This window comes from Pseudomonas sp. PS02290, assembly GCF_029960075.1.
GTDB lineage: Bacteria > Pseudomonadota > Gammaproteobacteria > Pseudomonadales > Pseudomonadaceae > Aquipseudomonas.
This window is the reverse complement of record NZ_JASCOY010000001.1, coordinates 152915-176287: the sequence shown is the minus strand read 5'-3', so window position 1 is coordinate 176287 and position 23373 is coordinate 152915. Positions and strand designations below refer to the sequence as shown.

Below are 23373 nucleotides of genomic sequence, written 5' to 3'. Positions count from 1 at the left end.
ACGATGAAAACTTCATTTGATGTGATCGTGATCGGAGCCGGCATCATGGGCGCTTCGATTGCAGCGGCGCTGGTCGAAAGCGGCCTCGATGTCGCGCTGATGGAGAAAGGCATCGCTGGCGCCCAGGGCGCAACGCGGGACACGGGCGGCATTGTTCGCGGTCTGGAACTGGACGCCGCGCTGCGTCCGTTGACCCGGCGCGTATCACTTCACGGCAATTCCGGCATCGTCCACGCCCTCTACGAGAGCGCACTGAATCGCAGTGGGGTCGCTTACATCGCCAGCGCCGAGGTGTGTGGGCAATACCTGGAAGCGGTGGACAGCGAAGGGTCCGAGAGCATTGAGTTGCACGCTTGCGTCGACGCTTTGGATAACGGGCGTTTCTCGCCATTTTGTGTCGGCGAATGCCTGCTTATCGAACGCAGTGGCGGCACGGTGGATGCCCGCGTCACGGTGTCGAATCTGTGCCGCTACGTCAGTGAAAAAGCGACGTACCTCGATCACCTGGCTGTCGACCGCTGCGTCGAACTGGACGGCTATGCTCAGGTTCATGCCGGCAAGCTGTGCCTGGAAGCGACCTGGGTCGTCGATGCCTGTGGCGCCAGTGGCCCGCTGCCCCGGCCGCACAACGCCGTGCACGCGCGGACGATTCCATTCACGCGCTTCGGCTGCGATCAGGCCCCGAGCATGCCGATCATTGCTCACCATCTGAATACCTACCTGCTGCCGCTGGGACGCAATCTCGTGCAAGTGGGCGGTCAGCGGCGCCAGCGCGCAGAACATGCGGATCAGCTGAACTTGTCGCCACTGGATAACGAGCTGGACGTCATGGACCGCGTCTCTCGTCTGGGCTACGACCGGCACCACAGTTTGCCGGTGGTCACACAGGTCGGCTGGGACGCGTACACCGAAGACGGCCGCCCGCTGATCGGCCGTTCCAGCGCCAACAGCCATGTGTTTCTCGCCACCGGGTTTTGTGGCATCGGTTTCAAGATGGCGCCCAATGTTGCCGAGCTGCTGGCGTTCGAGCTGAGCGGATTGATGTCCGGCGTATCGATGGATGCGGCTTATAGATCGGTCATGGAAGCGTTCCGCCCTTCGCGGTTTGCCGAGGTCGCCTTGTCATGATGCGCCTGGGTATCTGCGCGGCACTCGACGTCGGCACCACACTGCACGCGCGAGGTTTCTTGCGCGGCGTGTACCTGTCCAGTCACCTGTTTCCCCACGTGCGCCGCGCGCGCCATTTCTACTTTGATGACGGCGCGAGCGCAGCGGGCGGCCTTGCGGCGGCGAGGCACTTCATCGACGCGAAGGTGGATGCTGTGATTGGTCACTTCGCGTCGGACTCTGCCGCCGCAGCAGTGGAAAGTTATGCACAGGCGGGGATTCCGCTGATCCTGCCCGCGTCTACCTGCGCAGCCTTGACCCGCGCTGGAGAAACCACATTCCGCATTTGTGCGTCTGACCGACTCCTTGCCACGCGGTTGATCGAGTTTGCCGAATCTGAACGCCTGCGCCGGCTCGCTGTGTTCACTGACCCGAGCCTGCACGGGCGCCAGCAATTGCAGGAGCTGCATGCAGCCGCGCAGTTATCCACCGTCGAGCTGGTAGACGATGTGAATAACGCCGAGGCTCTGGTGTTTTGCGGACGTTTGAGAGCCAGCCGCCAGTTCCTTGTGGATAACCGCGCTGCTGGCTGTGAATTGCCGATCTTCTTCACCGACGACGCCGCATCTCCTGCGCTGGTGGAAGGGATGGCGCAAACCGGCACGGTGTATGTCATCAGCTTCCCCATCGCGGGAGATCTGGCTGAGGCGCAGTCGTTCGATGCGACTTATCAACAGATCTACGCCGAACAGGCGCCGGTTTACGCCGTCGAGACGCTTGCGGCATTTGCTCTGGTCGACCGAGCCGCCGCTGATCAGCGCGGACTGCTTGATGCGCTGCGCTTCGATCAATTTGCCACCCCTGCCGGCCCTGTCAGTTTCAGCGACGGGGAGAACGATCACGCCCGGGTTTCGCTGTGGGTCTACACCGACGAGCACGTCCACGAGCGACGTCTGCTGTGTTGAAGCGGCCTGCCCAAAAGCTCGCCACATCTTTTGCAACTTTCAGGAAGAATGACCATGACTCAGTATGAAATCGAAGGTGTGCGTGAAACGCTTGACGTCGTTTCGATCGGGTTCGGCCCGGCCGGTATCGCACTGGCCTGTGCGCTGGAAGACGAGGCGGAAGACAGCGGCCGCAAGCCTTTGCAGCGCGTGCGTTTCTTCGAAAAAGGGCGTGATTCGACCTGGCATGGCGCGTTTCTGCTGGCGGGCACCGACATCAACCACCATGTCTTTCGAGACCTGGTGACGCCACGCAATCCGCGCAGTCGGTTCTCCTTCGCCATGTACCTGAAGGAGAAGGGTCGTCTGCACACGTTCGGCCTGCTTGGGCGTCCGGCCAGCCGGGTGGAATGGTCCGACTACATCGCCTGGGTCGCTGCGCAACTCAAGGATTACGTGGCCTACGACGAAGGCGTGCTCGACGTATTACCGGTGGCGGAAAAGGGCATCCTGAAGGGTGTTGATGTCGTCACGGCCAAGGGCACTTATCGCACCAAACGGCTTGTGCTTTCCCACGGCAGCTTGCCGCGGATACCGGACGCGTTCAGCCCGCATCTCGGCGGCCGTGTCTTCCACACATCCCAGTATTTGAAAAACATCCACCTCGGTGGCGGTCCTATCGCGCAGCGCTGGCTGGTGCTGGGCTCGGGTCAAAGCGCGGGGGAGGCGGTCACACACCTGCTCGGCGCCGCCCCCACCACGCAGGTCCATTCGGTGCACCGCGGCGTGGGTTTCAAGGTAGGACAGCTCGGGCAGTTTCCCAACATGGCCTTCCTGCCGGAGCACATCGACTATTTCCACGACCTTGAGCCCGGCAGACGCAATCGGGTATTCGAAGAGATCCGGTCGACCAATTACGCAGGCATCGACGTCGACGAGAGTCAGGCGCTTTACTCCTTCCTGTACGAAGGCGAGGTCACCGGCCACCGACGTCTGAACCTGCATGCCTGGTCCGAAGTGGCCTCGGTGGAAAAAGTGGGCGATGCCTATTCGGTGGTGCTGCGTGACAGCAATACCGGCATTGAAACCGTGCTGTACGTTGACGGCATTGTCTTGGGCACAGGCTACGAGCAGCTTGCAGTGCCACCTCTGCTGACCCTGCTGCAACCCTGGCTGGTTCGCGACGAGGACGGCACCCTTGCGGTCGACCGGCATTACCGCGTCGCCCTGCAGCACAGCGAGGGCATGCAGATTTTGGCGAACGGCACGTCGGAAAAGACCCATGGCATCAGCGACGCTCAGTCGTTTTCCATGGTCGCCCTACGTGCGCAGCACCTGACCGATGCGTTGCTGGCGACCCAGCCCCGGCAGCGCGCGCCGGTGGTGACCATGCCGAGCTACACCCGGCCCGCACACGTCGAGGCGCGGCCATGAATTTCATCTCCCACATCGTCGGCGATTCGAACTTCGTCAGGGTAAAAGGCCTGGGTTTTGAAAACCTGCATTTGAAGCTTGAGTCATGCAACCCTGCGGGCTCGATCAAGATGAAGACCGCCATAGGCTTGATCGACTCCTATGCCGAACGCCGACTTATCCACAAGGACACCGTGCTGATCGAGTCCTCGTCCGGGAACCTCGGCGTAGCGTTGGCGATGATCTGCGCCGAGCGCGGTTACAAGTTCTGCTGCGTCGTCGACCCCAACACCAACCTGCACAACATCAAGATGATGGAAGCCTTTGGCGCACAGATCGTCATCGTCACCGAGCGTGATGACAACGACGGTTATCTGGGCACGCGCATTCGTTACATCCGTGATGCCGTGGCCCGCGATCCTCGACATCTGTGGCTCAACCAGTACAGCAACCCGGCCAACGCGCGTACCCATGAACACACCACGGCGCGCTCGATTCATATCGCCTTCCCGGCGCTGGACTACCTGGTCGTCGGCGCTGGCACCACGGGCACCTTGATGGGCTGCGTACAGTACTTCCGCAAGCATTCGCCGCGCACCAAGATCATTGCGGTAGACAGCGCGGGTTCGGTGACTTTCGGTCAGGCACCCGGCCCGCGCTTCATTCCTGGACTTGGCTCCAGCCAGATGCCGCCGATATTCCGCGCCCATCACTTGCACAAGCAGCAAGTGGTGGATGAGCGCGCCACCGTGGCCATGTGTCGCTGGCTGGCGAAATCCAATGGCGTCCTGGCCGGCGGCTCCACCGGGACCGTGGTGGCCGGGTTGGCCTCGCCCTCGCTGGGGATTCCCAAAGACGCCGTTGTCGTGGCGATCTCCCCGGACGCCGGCGAGCGTTACCTGGAAACCATCTACAACGATGAGTGGGTCATGCAGAAGTTCGGCCGCGCCGAGCTGACTGCGCTCAGCTCGCAACCGATCACCCGGTATCTGAAGCAGTACGTCCACACATTCGAGGGAGAAGCGCTAAATGTCTGACTTTCACGTGATCCCCGGCGCAGTCATCAAAGACATCCTCGACAGCCACGCCCACGACATGGTGCGGCGCATCGAGCAGGTGTATCTGCAGCACCATGACGGCCAGACGCTCAACCCGGACAGCTACTTCCTGCGTTTTCCTCAACAGCCTGCCAACCGGATCATCGCCCTGCCTGCGGCGCTGGACGGAGAGGACGCCGTGGCGGGAATCAAGTGGATCTCCAGCTTTCCCGGCAATGTTGCGCAGCAGAAGCCGAGGGCGTCAGCCGTGGTCATCCTCAACGACCGCGAAACCGGCTATCCCTATGCCTGCCTGGAAGGCGCGCAGATCAGCGCGGTGCGAACGGCCGCCTCGGCGGTGTCAGGCGCTTACTGGCTCAACGGTCAGTCACGTAAGGCTGCGTCGGTAGGATTTATCGGCGCAGGGGTCATTGCCCGCAACATCGCGCGCATGCTCGGCGTCGAAGGGTGGGGCATCGGCCACGCCGTTGTGCATGATTTCGATGCGGCATCGGCGGACGCTCTGACTGGCTTTATTGAAAATGCCGACTTATGCACAGCCCGGATTGGGTCATTGGAGCAAGCGCTGGCGGCAGATCTGGTGATCTTCGCCACCACAGCGGGCGAGCCATACGTCAAACCACCGATGGCGTTTCGCGCTGGGCAGGTCGTGCTGAACATTTCGTTGCGGGACATCGCGCCGCAGTTGCTGCTGGAGGCCAACAACCTGTGCGACGACATCGAGCACTGCATGAAGGCCATCACATCGCCGCATCTGGCCGAGCAATTGACCGGCAGTCGCGCTTTTATGAACGGCACGCTGGCCGGCCTCATCCGTGGCGAGGTCGAGCTTGATCCTGCAAAGCCCTCGATTTTCTCGCCGTTCGGCCTTGGGGTGTTGGACCTGGCCCTGAGCAAATTCATCGTTGACACCGCGCTGGCAGAAGCCCGTGGCATCGCCATTGAGTCGTTCTTCGGAGAAACCCTGAGATGGAACTGAGCGCAGCGCTGGCCGGCGAAAAGTTATCCCCAGGCTCTGACAAACCCGCCATCAGGCTCGGTATCGTCGGTTGCGGCTCACGCGGGCTGACGGTGCTTGAGCGCATCTGTGCGCTGGCGGTCAATACGCCCCGGCAGATCGAGGTAAACGTATTTGACCCTCAGTCCCCGGGGCCAGGCCTACATGCCGTCGACCAGCCTGAATACCTGATGCTCAACACCGTTGCCTCGCAGATCTCGATGTTTCCGGACACGGCCGCCCTCAATGGCCATACGGGACGACAAGGACCCAACTTTTACGAATGGTGCCTGCGTTTTAAATCGACTGAACGTAGCGTACGACCCAACGAATTCCTGCCGCGCCGCTGGCTGGGGGAGTATCTGGCGTGGACTCACGAGGAAGTCGTTCGCAGTCTGCCGGGGAACGTGCGCGTCGTTCATCATCCGCACGCTGTGGATAACATTGAGCACACCGACATGGGCCAGTTTGTTCTGTCCACAGCCGAGGTCGAGTGTTCTGTGGATTGGCTGGCAATCACAGTGGGTCATGCGCGGCGGTTGCAGGATGATGATAAGGAACTGCCCGGAGCGTTCACAAAGGACGCACACCTTGATTCGCGCGATTTCAAGTTATCCACAGAGGCGGTTGGCATCGAAGGATTAGGCCTGACCGCCATGGACGTCGTTGCCGATCTGACGGTTGGTCGCGGAGGCCAATTCCGAGAAGGAGCGGAAGGCTTGCATTACGAGCCCAGTGGGCGAGAGCCGCGTATCTACATGTTCTCGCGCAGTGGTGTGCCGTATTGCACACGGCCGGACATCGTGCCTCATCGGACCTCGAATGCGGCGCTGATTTTTACATTGTCGGCTATCGCTAATCTGCGAACAGAAAACCCTTCCGGATTGGATTTCGAGCAGCAGGTCCTGCCGTTGATAAAGGCTGAAATGCTCGCGGAATACTTCGGGATGATCGCTTCCCAAAAAGGCGAATCGGCAGTGAGGATCAAAGCGGAAGTTGCGCGCGCGTATCACTCAGGCCGGCTTGAAGTCGTGTCGGCAGAAATGGCATCCCGTTTTCATGCGCCTCCGCTGGACGAGGCTGTGTATAACCCCCGCGTGTCGACCATTGAATCTGCGGATTATCCCCAGGCCATGCGCGCTTTTATCGAGCGCGATATCGGGCAGAGCTGTTTAGGACTTGATGCAAGCCCCATCAAAGCCGCGATCGAAGTGTGGAGAAGTTGCCGTGAGCAGCTGCGTCGGGTTGTGGATAACCGAGGACTTAAAGCGGCTTCAAACCGTGTCTTCTTTGGAGAGTACGCACCCCACGTCAATCTAATGGTGGCCGGGCCGCAGAAGGAACGTCATCAGGAGCTGCTGGCGTTGGCCGACGCGGGAGTTGTCCACTGGGTGCGGCATTCTCAAGTTATCCACAGTGCAGACGGGGCAGGGCCCAAGGTGGTTCTCGCGGGCAATCTGTCGGTGCCCTTGCATTGTATTATTAGGGCCCACGTTAGCACCGCCTGTGACGAATCGTCGCTGCCAAAGATCATTCTCTCGTTAAAGAGCATCGGAGTTATCCACAGCCTGACCGAAGATGGAGAGGGCGTGCTCGTCGACAGTGAAGGCAAAGCACAACCGAATCTGTGGATAACCGGCCCTCTTGTTGAAGGCTCCACTTATTACAACCACTACATCCCGTCTTCGGGCAGCTATTCCCGTGCCTTCGTCGACGCCGACCGAATCGCCCGCGAGATGTTGGGGTTGAATGTTGAGGTCAAATCGACGGTTTAGAGGCTATCTTCAGCGCTCTACCGCATTCGCGCATGAGAGACGCCTAGAAAGGTTTGGTGGCGATGACCTCTAGAGCATGCTGCTGCTTCAGCATCCACGAGGCGGATGCTCTGCACCGAGCTTCTACCAGTCCGATGATGATGCAGAAGTCGGCTTGGAGATCTCGACTGAAAATAGGTTCGTGGTGGGCAATGCGATTTCTGAGCAGTCGCACGTTGTTCAGGTTTTCAAATATCTTCTTGCGGTTTTCTGAGGTCGTATTGGCGGGCTCCAGGTTGGGAAAGACTTGGATAAGACACGAGTTCCAGATTCGATCGTCATGTCGGCTGGTAAACATTTTCTCCCAGAATACGAATTTTAGTTCGGCGACAATCTGGCCTGCAGTGCTGCGCTTCGACTTAAGGCGCTGCAGGTCTGTTAGCGGGTTATAGCCGGGGCCTGCGCACCGAGGAAGGCTGCGTTCGAAGCCAGAACTCCATGGCCAGGAGGGTCCGTGAATTAGTTCTAATGCGTCAGCAACGGCGTTGCGAACAACGACTTCACATATATGCAGGGGTGTAAGCAGTGCGCCCGATACGCGAGCATTCCAGGCGTAAAGTGCCAAAGCCTCTTCACCCCCGAACCCGGCAGCCGCAGCCGCACTTCGATACGTTGCCATCCGAGCCGATGAGAGGGCGGTCGAGACAGCGCAGGCTTTTTGCATTGACTTGATAAACCTATGTCCATATAGTTTTTTCACTAGCCACGGGACACGCGGGTGCATGCACCTCCCCCCGAGGACAGACGAAGTAACAAGAACCCCACCTCACGGTGGGGTTTTTTTTGAGGTCGGCATTGTACTTTCCAGATCTGGGATGCGCGCTGTCTACTATTCCAAGGTTACAAAATGGCTGGCTCATCGATCGGGCTGCTTTCACTTCGCCCCCTGCATCCCCGGCAAATACTTGCGTCGAATGCGCTCCAGCTCCCCCGTCTTGCTCAGGCTGTCGATCGCGCTATTGATCCGCGGCAACCACGAGGCGTATTGCGGCTGGAGCTTAAATACCAGCGGCGCTTCGCTGAGTCGTGCGCCCTGGGCGAACTGGCCGGGCTCGAGGTCATTGCTTGAAATCAGCTCATCAAAGATGTCGTCGACCATGGCGATGGCGTCGACGCGTTTGCTCTGGAGCAGCTTGATCAGCGCTTCGTCCTTCGAGGTTTCCAGTCGGGTCAGGCGGCGCTGCTCGATGGCCGGGTCGAGTGCCCGGTAGTTGTAGCCCCGAACCATGCCGATGGTCAGGTGTTCCAGTTGGGCGATGGTCTGGCTGCGGGCAGGGTGGTCGGCCAGAAAGTACAGGTGCTCTCTAACCGTGGAATAGGGCTTGGAGAACACGTATCGACGTTGCTCCTCGGGGCTGTTCCAGATCAGTGCGTCGGCGTAATTGATATCGATCTCGCCCTTGCGCAGCATCGACTGCAGGCGATTGACCGGGTAGCTGACGAAGGTAACGTCCAGGTTGGCCAGCTTCGTCACGCGTCGCGCGATGTCGATGGAGATCCCCGCCAGATGGCCGTCCTTGTCCTCGTAGGCATACGGCTTCCACTGAGCTCCGCCCGCGACGTACGGCTCAGCCACGGCTGGCAGCATGAGCAGCCCGAGCAGACTGCCAACGATGAATCTTCCCCGAAGCCCCATACGTTCCTCCGGCAGCGTGTCTGCCCCAAGCCGTAAGGTAGCAGTAAGACATGTCCAGAAAATGTCGTATTGCCACTATCTGAATCTACCGCACATAAAAAAACCCGCGCTGACAGGTCAGGCGGGTTGGAACAGGTGCGGTCTTAAGGCGTCGCGGCTCAGGCGTCAGGGCTTAGGCGAATGATTTTCGGAAACTCCGTCAGCGTCAGCCGGGCCGAGCAGCGCTGGGCGTCGCACACCCACTGCTGCGGGGAGTCGGTCATGCCCTTGTCCGGTGTCTGCGTGTCGAGGATGCGCACCGGCTTGTTTTTCATGGCGGGGGCGCTGATGGTGACTTCGTGCTCGCGACCGCTGACCCACGCCACCAAAATGCGCTCGCGGCCATTGCTGAATGCCAATTGGAAGACGCCGTCGGACTGCAGGCTGTTTGCCGGCTCGTAGGTGAACTGAGGCAGATAAGGGCTGATGGCCTTCAGTACGGAATAAGCCGGTTTCGCACGGAGATCGGCCTCAAGCAGGCCAAAGTTGTGCTCCTGCTCGTTGCGGTTGGTGCCATCGTTGATCAGGTCATACCACCACATGCCTTTGACATTCGGCACGGTGCGGATGAGGAAGTACGCGCGCGCCAGGTACGCAGACTGGCGCTCGGCGCTGACGCCGCAGTTGCCATTGTGGCTTGGCCAGCTCATCTCGGTCAGATACAGCGGCACCGGCCTCCCAACCTTGGTGCTGATTCGACGGTCCAGATCACGCATCCAGCCGATCCAGCTTTCCGGCGTGTTGCGGTAGCTGCCTTCGCAGTGCACGTATGGGTGCAGGGAAATGCCATCGGCGTACTTCATCACCCCTGCAGCCAGGATACGGTCGACGAAGCCACTCTTGATGCCCATGGTCGTTACGGCGCCAGCGAGTACCAGCGCCTGGGGATTGTTCTTGCGAACGATCGGTGCCGCGTCACGGACCAGCGTGACGTAGTCATTGCTCAGGCGCGGATCGGTCGGGCCGTCAAGGTCCCACTCGTTCCAGACCTCATAGAACCTGACCGGACTGCCCAACTGGCGGGTGAGGTAGTCCACGTATTTCAGGTACGGAATCTTGACCGCAGGTATGCGCGGCTTTGCGCCCCCTTGATATGAGCTGCCGTAGCCGAGAATGACCATCGGTGTGAGATTCAGTCCCTTGGCAGTGCTCAGCCATGCGCGCCAAGGCGCAATGATCTGCATCTGGCCGCGCACAGGTTCGGCCGTAGACCAGAAGGCGTCATCGCGAATGGACGTGACGCCCGCCACGCTTGCCATCTGAAGGCTGCGCAGCGGTTGCCCGGTGTTATTCATTGAATGGGTAGCGACGCCGACGATAAACGGCTCGGCCACGGCGACATTGGCCGCGCACAGGGCGGCCATCAGTGCCAGGCCGCTCAGGCCGATGCTGCGAAAGCTCATGGGATTGCCTCGGTCAACTCAGGCCCGGGAGGCCGTTCCACGTGGGCAACTCATGGGGCTTTGGGGCCCGCAGTCTGCCCCGCGATTTCATGGCCAGTGCATGGCCGATTGCCATGCCCAGAAACATGTTCGCGAGGGTTACTTCCAGCGTATCGGTCGTCCAGCTGACAATGCAGATACAAAAACTCGTCACCAGCAACGCCTTGCCATAACGGCTGATACTGTCGGCCAGGATGAAAAACAACGGGATGTGCAGGGCGTAGAGAAACAGTCCGACCAGGCCAAACGTCGCCCACAGGTACACCACGGTGCTGTCGGACACCATGAAGATGTCGGCGCCGACAACGGGGAAAGCGGCGACGGCACTGCCAACCAGCCCGAAGCCCACACCCGTGAGCGTTCGGTCCTCCTCCATCAGCGTCCGAATAACGTTGGGCCAGGTGTTGATCAGCCGGTCGTAGATGGACGCCAGCGAACTGGTGGCCGAGATTTTGTTGGCATCGAAGTCGGTCATCATCGCCACGAAGGGCAGTGACATGCCGAGTACGACCGCAACAACGATGGTCGCGCGTACTGTCCAGCGAAACCGCAGCATCAGCAGCAGACCCGTGCCGCCGATGAACGCCAATGCCGGCGCCTTGCTGGTGGTCAATATCACCCCGGCCAGACCGATCACGCAGACCACCAGCCCCAGCAATTTCGAGCGCAGGGTCGCCATCAGGTACAGGCTGAGAATCGAGATGATGATGGCCAGTGAGCTGGAGATTCGCGCAAATCCGGCCGGGCGGTCCATGTCTTCGGAGGTCCATGCGGTATTGGCGCTTAGCTCGGTGCCGCCGACGGTGTAGCTGTAGCCCTTCCACGGCAGATTGACGTACCGGTCGAGGGCAATGCCGCCCAGCGAAGCCAGCAGACAGAAGGCAATCGCCCACATGAACAGGCGCTTGTGGCGAATGATCTGGTCACCGCAGGCGATCCCGAAGAGCAGCGGGCTGATCCCGTACAGCGCAAATGCGAAATTCCCGGCCTGAGCGCCATTCAACGCTGCCCATCCCGCTGACAGCAACAGCACCAGCAGGCTCAACCAGACGCCCGGCCCGGCTTTGAAGCTGCGCAGCTCCAGTGCGAAGAACAGCAGGCAGGCGACCTTCGGGGCGTAGAGCAATACGGAGATCCCTGCCTGATCCAGATAGAAACGCAAAGCCCCGTTGAAGGTCTCGACCAGCATCAGGCTGATCGCGACCAGCGCGATCGCCGTGGATTTATCGAATGAAAGTAAAGAAGGTTTTTCAACGTATACGGGGGAAGTCGACATCATGTGCAGCCCCTCGGGAGCATTTGTACGTGTGATAAGCGTCAGCGGGCGAGCAGGCCGCCAGGCGAAAAAAAGCTACCGCCCGGCCAAGCAGCAATAACCGTCGATGGCGTGCAGTGGCGATGATTTGGGTGATCGCAGCGGGGGAGGAGGAGGGCGTTTCGGTCCCCTCGCGAGCGGTGCGACAGGGATATATCAGCCGCAGATTGGAGGGCTGTCAATCAATTAGTCAAATTTACGGACATATTTAATGATGGCTAAATGTCTGTATTCGTAAATTATTGATTTATATAGCAGATAGAAAATTGACGCTGTTAAAAGGAGAAGAAATCCTAGCCTGTTGGCCGCTATCTATGACTCATTTTCGTTACAAGTACGGCGTATCCACCGCTGAATATCCAGCTGCTGATACGCCGTTTCGCGAGCAAGCTTGAATCCCGTTACGTCCTTAGTCGATCAAACTCAGGTGTAGCGGCGCTTGTCCGGTGCGGGCGGGAAGTACTGGTACAGCCAGGTCTCGCTCAACGTGCGATCACCGGTTTTGATGAACATGCGCATCTCCACGGGCTCTACGGAGTCGCTGGTCGGGTACCAATCGAAGGTCACGCGGAACCCCTTGATGTCCGGCAACACCAGCACATTGAAATCCTGGACTTTGCCGTGTGACACCGTGACCACCGGCTCGATCCCCGAACCTTCCGGCAACCGGTCCAGCCCGCCGCCGTTGAAGTCCACGGCAAAACGCCGCGCCCAGACTTCCGGGTAATGCTCGCCCGGTGCCCAGCCTTCGATGAAACCGCCCATGCCTGAACGCGTCGCGTGCACTTGAGCCAGCGGTGTGCTGACCGGGGGCAGGGGGCTCCAGTAGAGCTTGTAGCCGTAGTTCATCGACATGCCGGCCTTGACTGGCACTTTCGGGTTCCAGAACGCGACGATGTTATCCAGGGTTTCGCCCGTGGTCGGCAGTTCCAGCAGATCGATGGAGCCCTCGCCCCATGCCGTCGTCGGCTCGACCCACAGGCTCGGCCTGCGGTGGTACCAGTCCACGGTGTCCTGATAGGTCTTGAAGTCGTGGTCGGTCTGCACCAGACCAAAGCCTTTCGGGTCTTTGTCGGCGAAGGCGTTGAACTGGATCTTGGCCGGATTATTGAGCGGGCGGCAGATCCATTCGCCATTGCCGCGCCACATCGCCAGCCGGTCGGAGTCGTGGATTTCCGGGTGGAGCGTGTCGCACATGCGGCGTTCGTGGGTGCCGCAGCTGAACATGCTGGTCATGGTCGCAATGCCCAACTGCTCGATGTCCGCCCGCGCATTGATGTGCGCGTCGATGTCCATTACCACGCGGTCAGCCTGGCAATCGATATCGAAGCGATACGCGCCCGTCGCACTGGGGGAGTCGAGCAGCGCGTACACGACAAAACGTGTGGCGTCCTTAGTCGGCTTCTCGAACCAGAATTGTGTGAAGTCAGGGAATTCTTCAGGACTGTGGGCGTAGGTGTCGATCGCCAGACCCCGTGCGGAGAGGCCGTATTGCTTATTGCTGTCGATGGCGCGGAAGTAGCTGGCGCCCAGGAACGACAGGATGTCGTTGATGGCAATCTCGGGGGCTTTGAACAATTTGAAACCAGCAAAGCCCAGGTCGCCCTTGAGCTGACTCTGGTCGATGCGACTGGCTTCGTAGTTGAACAGCTCGGGACGGAAATGCACTTCACGCGCCTGCTGGGTGGCCGGGTCGACGCTGTACATGCGCACCGGGGTCTTGAAGCCCGCGCCGACGTGGAAGAAATGCACGTCCAGTTGGCCTTTCACGTCATTCCACAGTGAATGGCCGGCGTCGTACTTGATCGCGTTGAATTGCTGAGGCGTCATGTTCGCCAGGGTTGGCGGCAGGTTCTGCTTGGTGCTGACGTAAGGCTTGCCGGCCATCTGTTTGGCGTTGTCCTGCAAGGTCTTGAAGTCAAAATGTTCGATGTCGCCATCGGCCGCCGCAGCCAGCGCGCGTGCCGCATAAAGACCTGAGGCGGGTAGCGCGCTATAGGCTGCCAGCGCCATGGACGCTTTCAAGAGATTCCTGCGATTCATATGGTGAAGCCTCTGAAGATGCTGTGCCTTCCTGCACAAAAAAGTGCGCTTTCCCAATCCTTGCCGAACGCAAATTACCAACAAACAGATAACAATCTCGGCATCTTGTTCGCGCAAAGGGAAAAAAATCGTTTCAGGGCATCACCGATTTCGCTTCAACGTGTTGCTTGATCGGCCGATTTTGGCGGCGCATTTCAGGCCTGCGTGGTATGTCCACCGACAGCCATTGCCGCCTGACGCAGCGCCTCGGACCGTGTCGGATGGGGATGGCAGGTCAGGGCGATGTCCTCGGCTGACGCGGCGAACTCCATCGCCACGCAATACTCCGCGATCATCTCGCTCACGCTTGGGCCGACGAGGTGCACGCCGAGAATCTCATCGGTTCGCTCATCCGCCAGCACTTTCGCGAAGCCGTCCGTTTCGTGATTGACCTTGGCGCGGCTGTTGGCGCTGAACGGGAATTTGCCCACCTTGTAAGCGCGACCTTCCTCTTTCAGTTGCTCTTCCGTTTTACCGACGCTGGCCAGCTCGGGCTGGGTGTAGATGACGTTGGGGATCAGGTTGTAATTCAACTCGCCTTTCTTGCCGACGATGCGCTCGACACACACGCCGGCTTCGTCCTCCGCCTTATGCGCAAGCATCGGGCCTGACGTCACGTCGCCAATTACCCAGATGCCCTCCACCGCCGTGCGATGCCCCGTGTTGGGCAGGACGCCGCGATTGTCCACTTCCAGTCCGACGGTTTCCAGGCCCAGTCCATTCGTCACCGGGCGACGGCCGATGGACACCAGCACGTAGTCCGCTTCGATCTGCTCGGCTTCGCCACCGGCGGCGGGTTCGACTGTCAGGGTGACGCCGGTGTCCGCGGCGACGGCAGAGGTGACCTTCGAGCCGAGTTTGAACGCCATGCCCTGACGCGACAGCGAGCGGTGCAGCGTCTTGCCGGCCTCCAGGTCAGTGCCATGGGCCACATGGTCGAGAAATTCGACCACCGTCACCATTGCCCCCAACCGGCGCCAGACCGAGCCCAGCTCAAGACCGATGACCCCCGCGCCGATCACCACCAGATGCTTCGGCACCTCGCTCAGCGACAGCGCCCCGGTGGAGTCGAGAATACGTTTGTTGTCGATGGTCACGCCGGGCAGGGGCGTTGGCTCGGAACCGGTGGCGATGATGATGTCCTTGGCGGTCAGCTCGGTTTCGGCACCTGCGGCGTCGGTGACGATGACCTTGCCGGGCCCTGCGAGACGGCCCCAGCCCTTGATCCAGTCGGCCTTGTATTTGCGAAACAGAAACTCGATGCCTTTGGTCAGGCCGGTCACGCTTTCGGCCTTTTGCGCCATCATCTGGGTCAGGTTCAGCGTCGGCGTGACCTCGATGCCGAGCTTCTTGAATTCCTCGCCCGTCGCCGCCTCATACAGCTCCGAGGCGTGAAGCAACGATTTGGAAGGAATGCAGCCGACGTTGAGACATGTCCCGCCTAATGTGCCACGGCCTTCGATGCACGCCACTTTCAAGCCTTTCTGGCCCGCATGGATCGCCGCGTTGTAGCCGCCGGGGCCGCCACCGATGATGACAACGTCGTAGTGACTCATGAACGTACTCCTCGAGGAATCCAGCAATGGAGGGAAGCGTAGCCGCGTCTGGACAAATGTCGCGCGTCACTTGGCGGCTTAAATGATGGATGTAATGTTTCTCCCGGAAGCGCTTCAAAGTCAAGCGAGCGAGTTTGGTCACTGCCTCGCGGGAAGTGTGCAGGACCAGCTTTAGCCGGGTAGGCGCCTTCCCGTCTGTGCAGTGACTAAACTTGATACGACGGCAGGCGATATCTACCTGTCTGCTGCCTGTCTGACCCGGCATCTCGCGTTACGCAAACGAATAATCAGACGAAAATTTCACGACTTCTGTTATATCGTAACGCCCTGTGTCAGCGTCACTTGTGCCGCGTAATTGCAACGCCGGTGGGTGGGCGGGAAGGGTGATGAATGGCAGCGTTAAACGGGCTTTGGAGTTGCAATGCGGGTTGATCTGGATGATGAGGGCGTTGCACCGGCGAGCCTGCCGCGATTTCAGCAGGCGGCTGTTCAATCGAGACGTCTTTCACGGCTGACGCACCTGACAGGGGCGATGGGCGTCATCGGCTTGGTGGTGTCGCTGTTCGTCGACCTCTTTTCCCCCAACTCGCTGTGGACGGCGGTGCTGACGAACAGCGCCGCCAGCCTGCTTGTGCTGGCGGCGGCGTTGCAGTCGGCCCACGTGGTCAGCCAATGGCGCGTCGGCGTCATCTCACCGCCTGAGTCGATTCGAACAGACGAAGAAGCGCTGCTTCACAGCGAAGAGCAGGGCTGGTACGACCGCGTGCTCGGCCGTATCAGCGGTGCCGGCACCTCAATGGTCGGCCAGGTCGGATTGCCAGTGTTCTGGCTGGCAGGCTGGGCGTTGCTGTCGCTGATCAGCATTGGCCTGATCTGGAACCTTGCGCTGTCGGGCAGCAATGTCGGCCTCGTCGGTAACGTGGTCGGCGGTTTGCTCCTGTTGATCGGTTTTGCGCTGCTGGTGCTGGAGCGGCAATTCAGCAACGAGTCCGAGGCCAGTTGGCCTGAAGCCGAGCAGTTGGCGCAGATGACCAAGGTCGCCATCGGTACGCTACTGGTCACGGCGTTCTGCCTGTTTTTCTCCTCCGTTGACCGCGTATGGCCCGCCCGGCTCGCAGTGTTGATCGGACTCTTGCCAGGGCTGGTTGCTGTCGAGTTGCTCACCCGCGCGTTGCTGTCCGTTTTTAGCCCGCGCAATGAACGCCTTGAGCCGCGCTTGATCGCCACCAGCTTTGTCGCCGGTCTGCTGCGCTGGCCGCCGCGCCCGCTGCTGGCGTTGCAAAACGAGTTGCACAACCGCTTCGGCATCGACCTGCGTCAGATCTGGGCGTTTACCTACATGCGCCGCGCCTTTCTGCCGGTGCTGGTGGTCATCGTCGGCCTCGGCTGGTTGCTGAGCGGTGTTCACGAAATCCCCATGCAGGGCCGCGGCATTTACGAGCGCTTCGGCAAGCCGGTTGAAGTCCTGGAGCCGGGTCTGCATGCGGGTTTGCCTTGGCCTTTCGGAACGGTGCTGGCGGTGGAAAATGGCGTGGTCCACGAGCTGGCGACCAGCGTCTCAGAGGGAGCCGGTGCCGAGCAGACCCTTGACCCTGCCGAAGGTCCGCCACCCGCCATCGCCAACCGTCTGTGGGACGCCACGCACATCAACGACAAGTCGCAAGTGATCGCCAGTGGCTCGGGAGACAAGCAAAGCTTTCAGATCGTCAACATGGACGTGCGCTTTGTGTATCGCATCGGTTTAACGGACGAAGCCGCACTGGCCGCGACCTATAACAGCGCCGACATTCCCAGCCTGATTCGCAGCACCGCCAGCCGCGTGCTGGTGCACGACTTTGCTTCCCGCACCCTCGACGAATTGCTGGGTGAGCAGCGCAACGATCTGGCGGCGGACATCGGCGACGCCGTGCAGCGCGACCTGAAAAAACTCGACAGCGGCGTGGAGATTCTCGCGACCGTGGTCGAGTCGATTCATCCGCCAGCAGGGGCGGCCAACGCCTATCACGCTGTCCAGGCCGCGCAGATCAGCGCTCAGGCGTTGATTGCCCGGGAACGTGGCGCGGCGGCCGATCAGGCCAATGTGGCGCAGCTGCACGCCAGCATGGCCCACGATCAGGCGGCGGCAACCTCGCGGGAAGTCATGGCCACGGCGCAAGGGGCGGATTTGCGCTTCAGCGCTGAACAGCAGGGCTACGCCAAGGCGGGCCAGGCATTCCTGCTCGAGCACTACCTCAGTCAGCTGACCCAGGGGCTGACCCACGCCAAGTTGCTGGTGCTGGATCATCGGCTCGGCGGCACCAGCGCGCCGACCATTGATTTGCGATCTTTTACCCTCCCGGTCGACCCCGCAGCGTCGACCCAATCAGCTGACCAGCCCTCGGCTGAATAAGGAGTCTTCCCTTGAGCCTGTTTCATTCCCACGATCATCACGACCATTCTGGCCACGACCACAGCGGTCACGGTCATGGCGGCCATCATCACCGTCATCACCATGGCGAAGCCTCCGGCCCGGCCGTATTTCCGTGGCGTCGTGCTGCGTTGGCGGCAGTGCTGATTGCCTTCGCGGTCGCGGCGGCGAGTCTGGTGCAGGTGCGCTCCGGCGAGGCAACGGTCATCACGCGCTTCGGCAATCCGGCGCGAGTGCTGCTCGATCCCGGCCTGAGCTGGCGCTGGCCGGCGCCATTCGAAGCGGCGATCCCCGTCGACCTGCGTTTGCGCACGACCTCAAGTGGCTTGCAGGACGTCGGTACCCGTGATGGTCTGCGCATCATCGTTCAGGCGTACGTGGCCTGGCAGGTGCAGGGCGATCCGGACAACGTGAAGCGCTTCATGCGCGCCGTGCAAAACCAGCCGGACGAAGCAGCCCGACAGATCCGCACCTTCGTCGGCTCGGCACTGGAGACCACCGCCGCCAGCTTCGATCTATCGAGCCTGATCAACACCGACGCCAATCAGGTGCGCATCGCCGATTTCGAAAACCAGCTGCGTCAGCAGATCGACAAGCAACTGCTGACCACCTACGGCGTTCGCGTCCTGCAAGTGGGGGTTGAGCGTCTGACGCTGCCGTCGGTGACACTCAACGCGACGGTCGACCGGATGCGCGCCGAGCGCGAAACCATCGCCACCGAGCGCACCGCCATCGGCAAGCGCGAGGCGGCGCAGATCCGCTCCGCTGCGGAACGCGACGCGCGGATTGTCGAGGCCGATGCAACCGTGAAAGCTGCCGACATCGAGGCGCAATCCCGCGTTGAGGCGGCGCAGATTTACGGCCGTGCCTACGCCGGTTCGCCCCAGCTGTACAACTTGCTGCGCTCGCTGGACACCCTCGGCACCGTGGTGGGGCCGAGCACAAAACTGATTCTGCGCACCGATGCCGCACCGTTCCGGGTGCTCGTCGATGGCCCGCCGACCCTGGATGGCAAGGCTGGAACGCAGCCATGACCGAGCACGATGCTGCGCACATCGAGCGGCCGGTGGTGAACAGCCCTTGGCTGCAGGCCAGTCGCCTGGCGTTTCTGGGGCTGTACGTCGTGACACTGATGGCGGCGCTCGGTTGGGCTGTCTCCAATGTGCGGGAAATCGATCCACAGAACCGGGCGGTGGTGTTTCGCTTTGGCGAGCTGGACCGTGTGCAGAACGCCGGCTTGCTGCTGGCCTGGCCGCAACCGTTCGAGCAGGTGGTGCTGCTGCCTTCCGCTGATCGCGTGATCGAGCGGCACGTCGAAACGCTGTTGCGCTCACCCACTGCGTTGGCGGCCGACAAGATCACCAGCTTCGCGACGCCGATGAGCGACGCGCTGGCAGGGTCAGGCTACCTGCTCACGGGCGACGCCGGCGTCGTACAACTCGACGTGACGGCGTACTACAAAGTGACGGACCCACGGGAGTTCGTGCTGCAAGGCGAGCACGTGCTACCGGCGCTGGATCGTCTGGTCAATCGCAGCGCCGTCAGCCTCACGGCGGCGCGGGATCTGGACACCATTCTGGTGGCGCGTCCCGAACTGGTGGGCTCCGACAGCCAGTCTGCCGAGCGTCGCGAACGCCTGCGTGGCGACCTGGTACAGGGCATCAATACGCGGCTCGGCGAGCTGACGGCCACCGGCGTCGGTTTGGGCGTCGAGGTGGTACGGGTCGACGTGCAGTCCAGTTTGCCGGCGGCAGCGGTGAATGCGTTCAACGCGGTACTGACTGCGAGTCAGCAGGCCGAGCAGGCGGTGGCAAACGCGCGCACGGATGCAGAGAAACTCAACCAGACCGCCAATCAGCAGGCTGACCGTACCCTGCAGGTCGCCCATGCCCAGGCGTCCGAACGGCTGGCCAAGGCGCAGACCGACACCGCCGCGGTGACCGGCCTGGCGATGTCGATCCAGAACAAGAGCGATCCCGGATTGCTGCTGCGTATCTACCGCGAGCGGGTGCCTGCCATCCTGAGACAGGCGGGTTCAGTGACCACGGTCGATCCCCGCGACGATTCCCGTCTGATCATCCAGGGAGCTGACAAATGAGTGGCGAAGCCGTGCATAACCATTCCCACGATCCTTCTCACACGCGTGCCGCGCCAGTCGCGGCCGGCAGCATGCTCACCAGCCGCGAACAGCGCAGCGCAGCCCGTCAGTTGACGCTGGCGATGCTTGCTCTGGGCTTGCTTGCATTGGGGCTGGTCTGGCGATTCTTCTCGCCCGAGCAAGTCGGCGTCAGCCAATTGCTGCTGGGCGCCGCCTCGCTGTTGGTGGCCATCCCGGTGGTCAGCGCCGGCTGGCACAGCCTGCGTTATCCCAGCCTGCACGGCATTACCGATCAACTGATTGCCCTGGCCATGCTCGGCGCCTGGGCGACGGGCGATCTGATGACCGCCGCGTTGCTGCCCATCATCATGATCTTCGGCCACGTGCTGGAGGAGCGCAGCGTGATTGGCTCCCAGGAAGCCATTCAGGCATTGGGCCGTCTGACCCGCAGCCACGCCCGGCTGATCGACAAGGATGGCGTGATCCGCGAAGTCGACAACGGGACGCTGGTGGCAGGTGATCGCGTCGAAGTGCGCGCTGGCGATCGCGTACCGGCTGACGGTTTGGTGATCTCGGGGCAAGCCAGCCTCGACACGGCGCCGATCACCGGCGAGTCGGTCCCGCTTGAAGCGCGCGCAGGTATGGAAGTCTTCGGCGGCGCCATCAACCTCGACGGGCTGCTGCGTATCGAAGTGACGCGTATCGGCAACGAGTCGACCCTGGGCAAGGTCATCGCGCTGATGCAAAGCGCCGAACGCTCCAAACCGCCCATTACTCGCCTGCTGGAAAAGTACGCCGGCAGCTACATGGTGCTGGTGTTGCTGATCGCGGCCGTGACCTGGTTCATCACCAACAACGCGCAGGCCATGCTGGCGGTATTGGTCGCCGCGTGTCCCTGCGCGTTGGTGCTGTCGGCGCCGGCGACAGCCATCGCCGGTATTGCAGTCGCCGCGCGCCACGGCATTCTGATCCGCAGTTCGGCCTTTCTTGAAGAGTTGGCCGATCTCACTTCGCTGGTCGTCGACAAGACCGGCACGCTGACTTATGGGAGTTTGCGCCTGCAGTCGGTTCAGGCCGAGGAGGGCGCAGGTGACGACGTTATTGCGCTGGCGGCAAGCCTGGGTTCGGCGAGCAGCCACCCGGTCAGTCGCGCGCTGGCGACGTTGGTCGGCAAGGATCATCTGCTTCCTCTGGACGACATTCGTGAGCGCCAGGGGCTGGGCGTCGTTGCACAGACCGCCCGGGGTGAAGCGGCGTTAGGGCGGCCTGAGCTCTTCGCGCAGTTGGGCATCGCGACCTCGCCGGTTCCCGACCACGATGGCCCGATTGCCGGGCTCGCGGTAAACGGGCACTTTCTGGCCTGGCTGCTGCTGGCGGACAGCCTCAAGCCCGAGGCTCGTCAGGCGTTGAGTGAGCTGCGCGAGCTGGGCCTGGGCCGGCAGTTGCTGCTGACCGGTGATCGCCAGAGTGTCGCCGACAGCCTGGGCCACGAGGTCGGCATCAGTGATATCCACGCCCAGGCGTTGCCCGAGGACAAGCTCAATCGGGTCATGAGCGAAATCAAAAAAGGCTTTCGCCCGATGGTCGTCGGCGATGGCATCAACGACTCCCTGGCGCTAAAGGCCGGCGTTGTCGGCGTCGCGATGGGGGCGGGCGGGGCGGACATCGCGTTGGCCTCCGCCGACATCGTCTTGATCGGCAGTGACCTGCGCCGCTTGGGCACCTGTGTGCGGTTGAGCCGCCAGTGCCGCCACACTTTGCAGGTGAACGTGATCATCGGACTCGGCTGGACGCTGGCCATTGTCGCCATGGCGGCTTTCGGCGTGCTGGGCGCGGCAGGCGCCATGATCGCTGCGGTCTTGCATAACCTCAGCACGCTGCTGGTACTGGGCAATGCCGGGCGATTGCTGCGTTTTCATGAGCCCATTGCGAAGTTTCACAATCCCTCCTGAGCCAGATTCCCCGGCGCTTGTACCGAAAACGCCGGGTTAGAGGCCTCCACTAAGTATTAAAATTCGCTTGAGCTTTGAAGAACTCTGTTACAAATTAACTCCAGTCTCGTTTCGGGGTGCTCCATTTACAGGCGACACACTGGCTCGAATTCTGGGGCACAGCGTCGTACCCGTTGTAGGTTCGTCGTCGTTCAAACCAGCCAATCGCCTGACGGCTCCTGATCTGGAGCCGGTTATGGACTACCCTTTTCCATGTAGCTGGATCAGGGGGATTTCATATGCTCGCGCAACTTCCACCGGCGTTACAGAACCTTCATCTGCCGCTGCGTCTCAAGCTCTGGGACGGCAACGAGCTTGATTTGGGCAGTGATCCCCGCGTCACGATCGTGGTCAAGGACCCGTCCCTCGTTTCCGATTTCACCCACCCTAGTCTTGGCCTTCTTGGCAGTGCTTTCGTTGAGGGCCGGCTTGAGCTGGAAGGTTCGATCAGCGAAGTAGTCCGGGTGTGCGACGAGCTGACCAAGGCACTGGTGGATGAGGACGACGACAATCTCCCTGTGCGCACCGAGCACGACAAGGCCACCGATGCTGCGTCGATCTCCTACCACTACGACCTCTCCAATGACTTCTATCGCCTGTGGCTGGACCGGGAGATGGTCTACTCCTGCGCGTATTTCAAGACCGGCAACGAGACGCTCGATCAGGCCCAACAGGACAAGTTTCACCACCTGTGCCGCAAGCTGCGCCTTAAACCCGGGGAATACCTGCTCGATGTCGGCTGTGGCTGGGGAGGGCTTTCCCGCTTCGCCGCGAGTGAATACGGCGTCAAGGTGTTCGGCATCACGTTGAGCCGCGAGCAATTGGCGCTGGCCCGGGAGCGGGTGCGCGCAGACGGTCTGCAGGACCGTGTCGAACTGCAGCTGCTCGATTACCGGGATCTGCCCAAAGACGGCCGCTTCGACAAGGTCGTCAGCGTCGGCATGTTCGAGCATGTCGGCCACGCCAATCTCGAGCTTTACGCAAAATGCCTGTTCGACGCAGTGAAGGAGGGCGGTCTGGTGATGAACCACGGCATCACCGCCAAGCACACCGACGGGCGTCCTGTCGGGCGCGGCGCGGGTGACTTTATTGATCGCTATGTGTTTCCCAATGGTGAACTGCCGCACCTGTCGATGATCACCGGGTTCATCAGCGAGGCGGGTCTGGAAGTGGTCGATGTGGAAAGTCTGCGCCTGCACTACGCCAAGACGCTCGAACACTGGAGCGCCCGTCTGGAAGAGAAACTCGACGTCGCTGCGGCCATGGTGCCGGAGCAGGCGCTGAGGATCTTTCGGTTGTATCTGGCCGGCTGTGCCTATGCGTTTTCCAAGGGCTGGATCAACTTGCACCAGATATTGGCGGTGAAGCCGTATGCAGACGGCAGCCATCATTTGCCGCTGACGCGGGATGATTTGTACCGGTGAGTGCCCCAAGCCTGTGGGAGTCAGCTGACTTCCACAGGCCTTCAATACCA

The 23373-nt window shown here is 61.1% G+C and carries 17 protein-coding genes; 11 read left to right on the top strand and 6 right to left on the bottom strand.

The features are described 5' to 3' along the window. Nucleotides 1–3 precede the first annotated feature (3 nt). Genes QMX88_RS00810 through QMX88_RS00790 form a run of 6 tightly spaced genes read left to right on the top strand, consistent with a single transcriptional unit; the run spans nucleotide 4 to nucleotide 7294 of the window. Nucleotides 4–1128, top strand: coding sequence for an NAD(P)/FAD-dependent oxidoreductase (locus tag QMX88_RS00810; RefSeq protein ID WP_282365433.1), 1125 nt, complete (start codon nucleotides 4–6; stop codon nucleotides 1126–1128). Continuing rightward, a complete protein-coding gene (locus QMX88_RS00805; protein ID WP_282365432.1) occupies nucleotides 1125–2072 on the top strand; it encodes an ABC transporter substrate-binding protein in 948 nt (315 codons plus the stop codon). The genes QMX88_RS00810 and QMX88_RS00805 overlap by 4 nt, the downstream gene beginning before the upstream one ends. A gap of 54 nt (nucleotides 2073–2126) precedes the next feature. Beyond that, nucleotides 2127–3485 carry a SidA/IucD/PvdA family monooxygenase gene (locus QMX88_RS00800; RefSeq protein ID WP_282365431.1) on the top strand — a complete coding sequence of 453 codons (1359 nt, stop codon included), beginning with the start codon at nucleotides 2127–2129 and terminating at the stop codon, nucleotides 3483–3485. Continuing rightward, a complete protein-coding gene (gene sbnA / locus QMX88_RS29440; RefSeq protein ID WP_336620209.1) occupies nucleotides 3482–4501 on the top strand; it encodes a 2,3-diaminopropionate biosynthesis protein SbnA in 1020 nt (339 codons plus the stop codon). Before QMX88_RS00800 ends, sbnA begins: the two co-directional genes overlap by 4 nt. Then, nucleotides 4494–5501, top strand: coding sequence for a 2,3-diaminopropionate biosynthesis protein SbnB (gene sbnB, locus QMX88_RS29435; protein ID WP_336620208.1), 1008 nt, complete (start codon nucleotides 4494–4496; stop codon nucleotides 5499–5501). The genes sbnA and sbnB overlap by 8 nt, the downstream gene beginning before the upstream one ends. After that, nucleotides 5492–7294, top strand: coding sequence for an FAD/NAD(P)-binding protein (locus QMX88_RS00790; protein ID WP_282365430.1), 1803 nt, complete (start codon nucleotides 5492–5494; stop codon nucleotides 7292–7294). The genes sbnB and QMX88_RS00790 overlap by 10 nt, the downstream gene beginning before the upstream one ends. 43 nt (nucleotides 7295–7337) lie before the next feature. Here the strand turns inward: QMX88_RS00790 and QMX88_RS00785 are convergent, their stop codons facing one another. From QMX88_RS00785 to lpdA, 6 genes are all read right to left on the bottom strand, one after another. Then, nucleotides 7338–8057 (bottom strand): hypothetical protein, encoded by a 720-nt coding sequence (locus QMX88_RS00785; RefSeq protein ID WP_244656049.1) that lies wholly within the window; start codon nucleotides 8055–8057, stop codon nucleotides 7338–7340. A 150-nt stretch (nucleotides 8058–8207) separates the two neighbouring features. Further along, the gene (locus QMX88_RS00780) at nucleotides 8208–8969 is read right to left on the bottom strand and encodes a substrate-binding periplasmic protein (RefSeq protein WP_282365429.1); all 762 of its coding nucleotides are present in this window, start codon (nucleotides 8967–8969) and stop codon (nucleotides 8208–8210) included. Between the two features lie 158 nt (nucleotides 8970–9127). Continuing rightward, nucleotides 9128–10411 carry a hypothetical protein gene (locus QMX88_RS00775; RefSeq protein ID WP_282365428.1) on the bottom strand — a complete coding sequence of 428 codons (1284 nt, stop codon included), beginning with the start codon at nucleotides 10409–10411 and terminating at the stop codon, nucleotides 9128–9130. 13 nt (nucleotides 10412–10424) lie between these two features. Then, nucleotides 10425–11729: an O-antigen ligase family protein gene (locus tag QMX88_RS00770; RefSeq protein WP_282365427.1), complete on the bottom strand. Its 1305-nt coding sequence runs from the start codon at nucleotides 11727–11729 to the stop codon at nucleotides 10425–10427. 459 nt (nucleotides 11730–12188) lie between these two features. Then, nucleotides 12189–13808, bottom strand: a complete 1620-nt coding sequence (locus tag QMX88_RS00765) for a glucan biosynthesis protein D (RefSeq protein WP_282365426.1) — start codon at nucleotides 13806–13808, stop codon at nucleotides 12189–12191. Between the two features lie 194 nt (nucleotides 13809–14002). After that, nucleotides 14003–15403 carry a dihydrolipoyl dehydrogenase gene (gene lpdA, locus QMX88_RS00760; RefSeq protein ID WP_282365425.1) on the bottom strand — a complete coding sequence of 467 codons (1401 nt, stop codon included), beginning with the start codon at nucleotides 15401–15403 and terminating at the stop codon, nucleotides 14003–14005. 421 nt (nucleotides 15404–15824) lie between these two features. Here lpdA and hflK point away from each other — a divergent pair, with 421 nt between their 5' ends. From hflK to cfaB, 5 genes are all read left to right on the top strand, one after another. Further along, entirely contained in the window at nucleotides 15825–17792 is a 1968-nt protein-coding gene (hflK, locus tag QMX88_RS00755; RefSeq protein ID WP_282365424.1) for a protease modulator HflK, read from the top strand. A gap of 11 nt (nucleotides 17793–17803) precedes the next feature. Next, on the top strand, nucleotides 17804–18844 hold the full coding sequence (hflC, locus tag QMX88_RS00750) for a protease modulator HflC (protein ID WP_282365423.1): 1041 nt from the start codon (nucleotides 17804–17806) through the stop codon (nucleotides 18842–18844). Then, nucleotides 18841–19908, top strand: coding sequence for an SPFH domain-containing protein (locus QMX88_RS00745; protein ID WP_282365422.1), 1068 nt, complete (start codon nucleotides 18841–18843; stop codon nucleotides 19906–19908). The genes hflC and QMX88_RS00745 overlap by 4 nt, the downstream gene beginning before the upstream one ends. Continuing rightward, nucleotides 19905–21860, top strand: a complete 1956-nt coding sequence (locus QMX88_RS00740; RefSeq protein WP_442969419.1) for a cation-translocating P-type ATPase — start codon at nucleotides 19905–19907, stop codon at nucleotides 21858–21860. Before QMX88_RS00745 ends, QMX88_RS00740 begins: the two co-directional genes overlap by 4 nt. A gap of 278 nt (nucleotides 21861–22138) precedes the next feature. Beyond that, nucleotides 22139–23323 (top strand): C17 cyclopropane fatty acid synthase CfaB, encoded by a 1185-nt coding sequence (gene cfaB, locus QMX88_RS00735; RefSeq protein WP_192174517.1) that lies wholly within the window; start codon nucleotides 22139–22141, stop codon nucleotides 23321–23323. The last annotated feature ends 50 nt before the right edge of the window (nucleotides 23324–23373 follow it).

Coding starts and splice junctions, on each gene's coding strand:
- QMX88_RS00810 (WP_282365433.1), top strand. CDS start 4: ATGAAAACTTCATTTGATGTGATCGTGATCGGAGCCGGCATCATGGGC.
- QMX88_RS00805 (WP_282365432.1), top strand. CDS start 1,125: ATGATGCGCCTGGGTATCTGCGCGGCACTCGACGTCGGCACCACACTG.
- QMX88_RS00800 (WP_282365431.1), top strand. CDS start 2,127: ATGACTCAGTATGAAATCGAAGGTGTGCGTGAAACGCTTGACGTCGTT.
- sbnA (WP_336620209.1), top strand. CDS start 3,482: ATGAATTTCATCTCCCACATCGTCGGCGATTCGAACTTCGTCAGGGTA.
- sbnB (WP_336620208.1), top strand. CDS start 4,494: ATGTCTGACTTTCACGTGATCCCCGGCGCAGTCATCAAAGACATCCTC.
- QMX88_RS00790 (WP_282365430.1), top strand. CDS start 5,492: ATGGAACTGAGCGCAGCGCTGGCCGGCGAAAAGTTATCCCCAGGCTCT.
- QMX88_RS00785 (WP_244656049.1), bottom strand. CDS start 8,057: ATGCACCCGCGTGTCCCGTGGCTAGTGAAAAAACTATATGGACATAGG.
- QMX88_RS00780 (WP_282365429.1), bottom strand. CDS start 8,969: ATGGGGCTTCGGGGAAGATTCATCGTTGGCAGTCTGCTCGGGCTGCTC.
- QMX88_RS00775 (WP_282365428.1), bottom strand. CDS start 10,411: ATGAGCTTTCGCAGCATCGGCCTGAGCGGCCTGGCACTGATGGCCGCC.
- QMX88_RS00770 (WP_282365427.1), bottom strand. CDS start 11,729: ATGATGTCGACTTCCCCCGTATACGTTGAAAAACCTTCTTTACTTTCA.
- QMX88_RS00765 (WP_282365426.1), bottom strand. CDS start 13,808: ATGAATCGCAGGAATCTCTTGAAAGCGTCCATGGCGCTGGCAGCCTAT.
- lpdA (WP_282365425.1), bottom strand. CDS start 15,403: ATGAGTCACTACGACGTTGTCATCATCGGTGGCGGCCCCGGCGGCTAC.
- hflK (WP_282365424.1), top strand. CDS start 15,825: ATGCGGGTTGATCTGGATGATGAGGGCGTTGCACCGGCGAGCCTGCCG.
- QMX88_RS00745 (WP_282365422.1), top strand. CDS start 18,841: ATGACCGAGCACGATGCTGCGCACATCGAGCGGCCGGTGGTGAACAGC.
- QMX88_RS00740 (WP_442969419.1), top strand. CDS start 19,905: ATGAGTGGCGAAGCCGTGCATAACCATTCCCACGATCCTTCTCACACG.
- cfaB (WP_192174517.1), top strand. CDS start 22,139: ATGCTCGCGCAACTTCCACCGGCGTTACAGAACCTTCATCTGCCGCTG.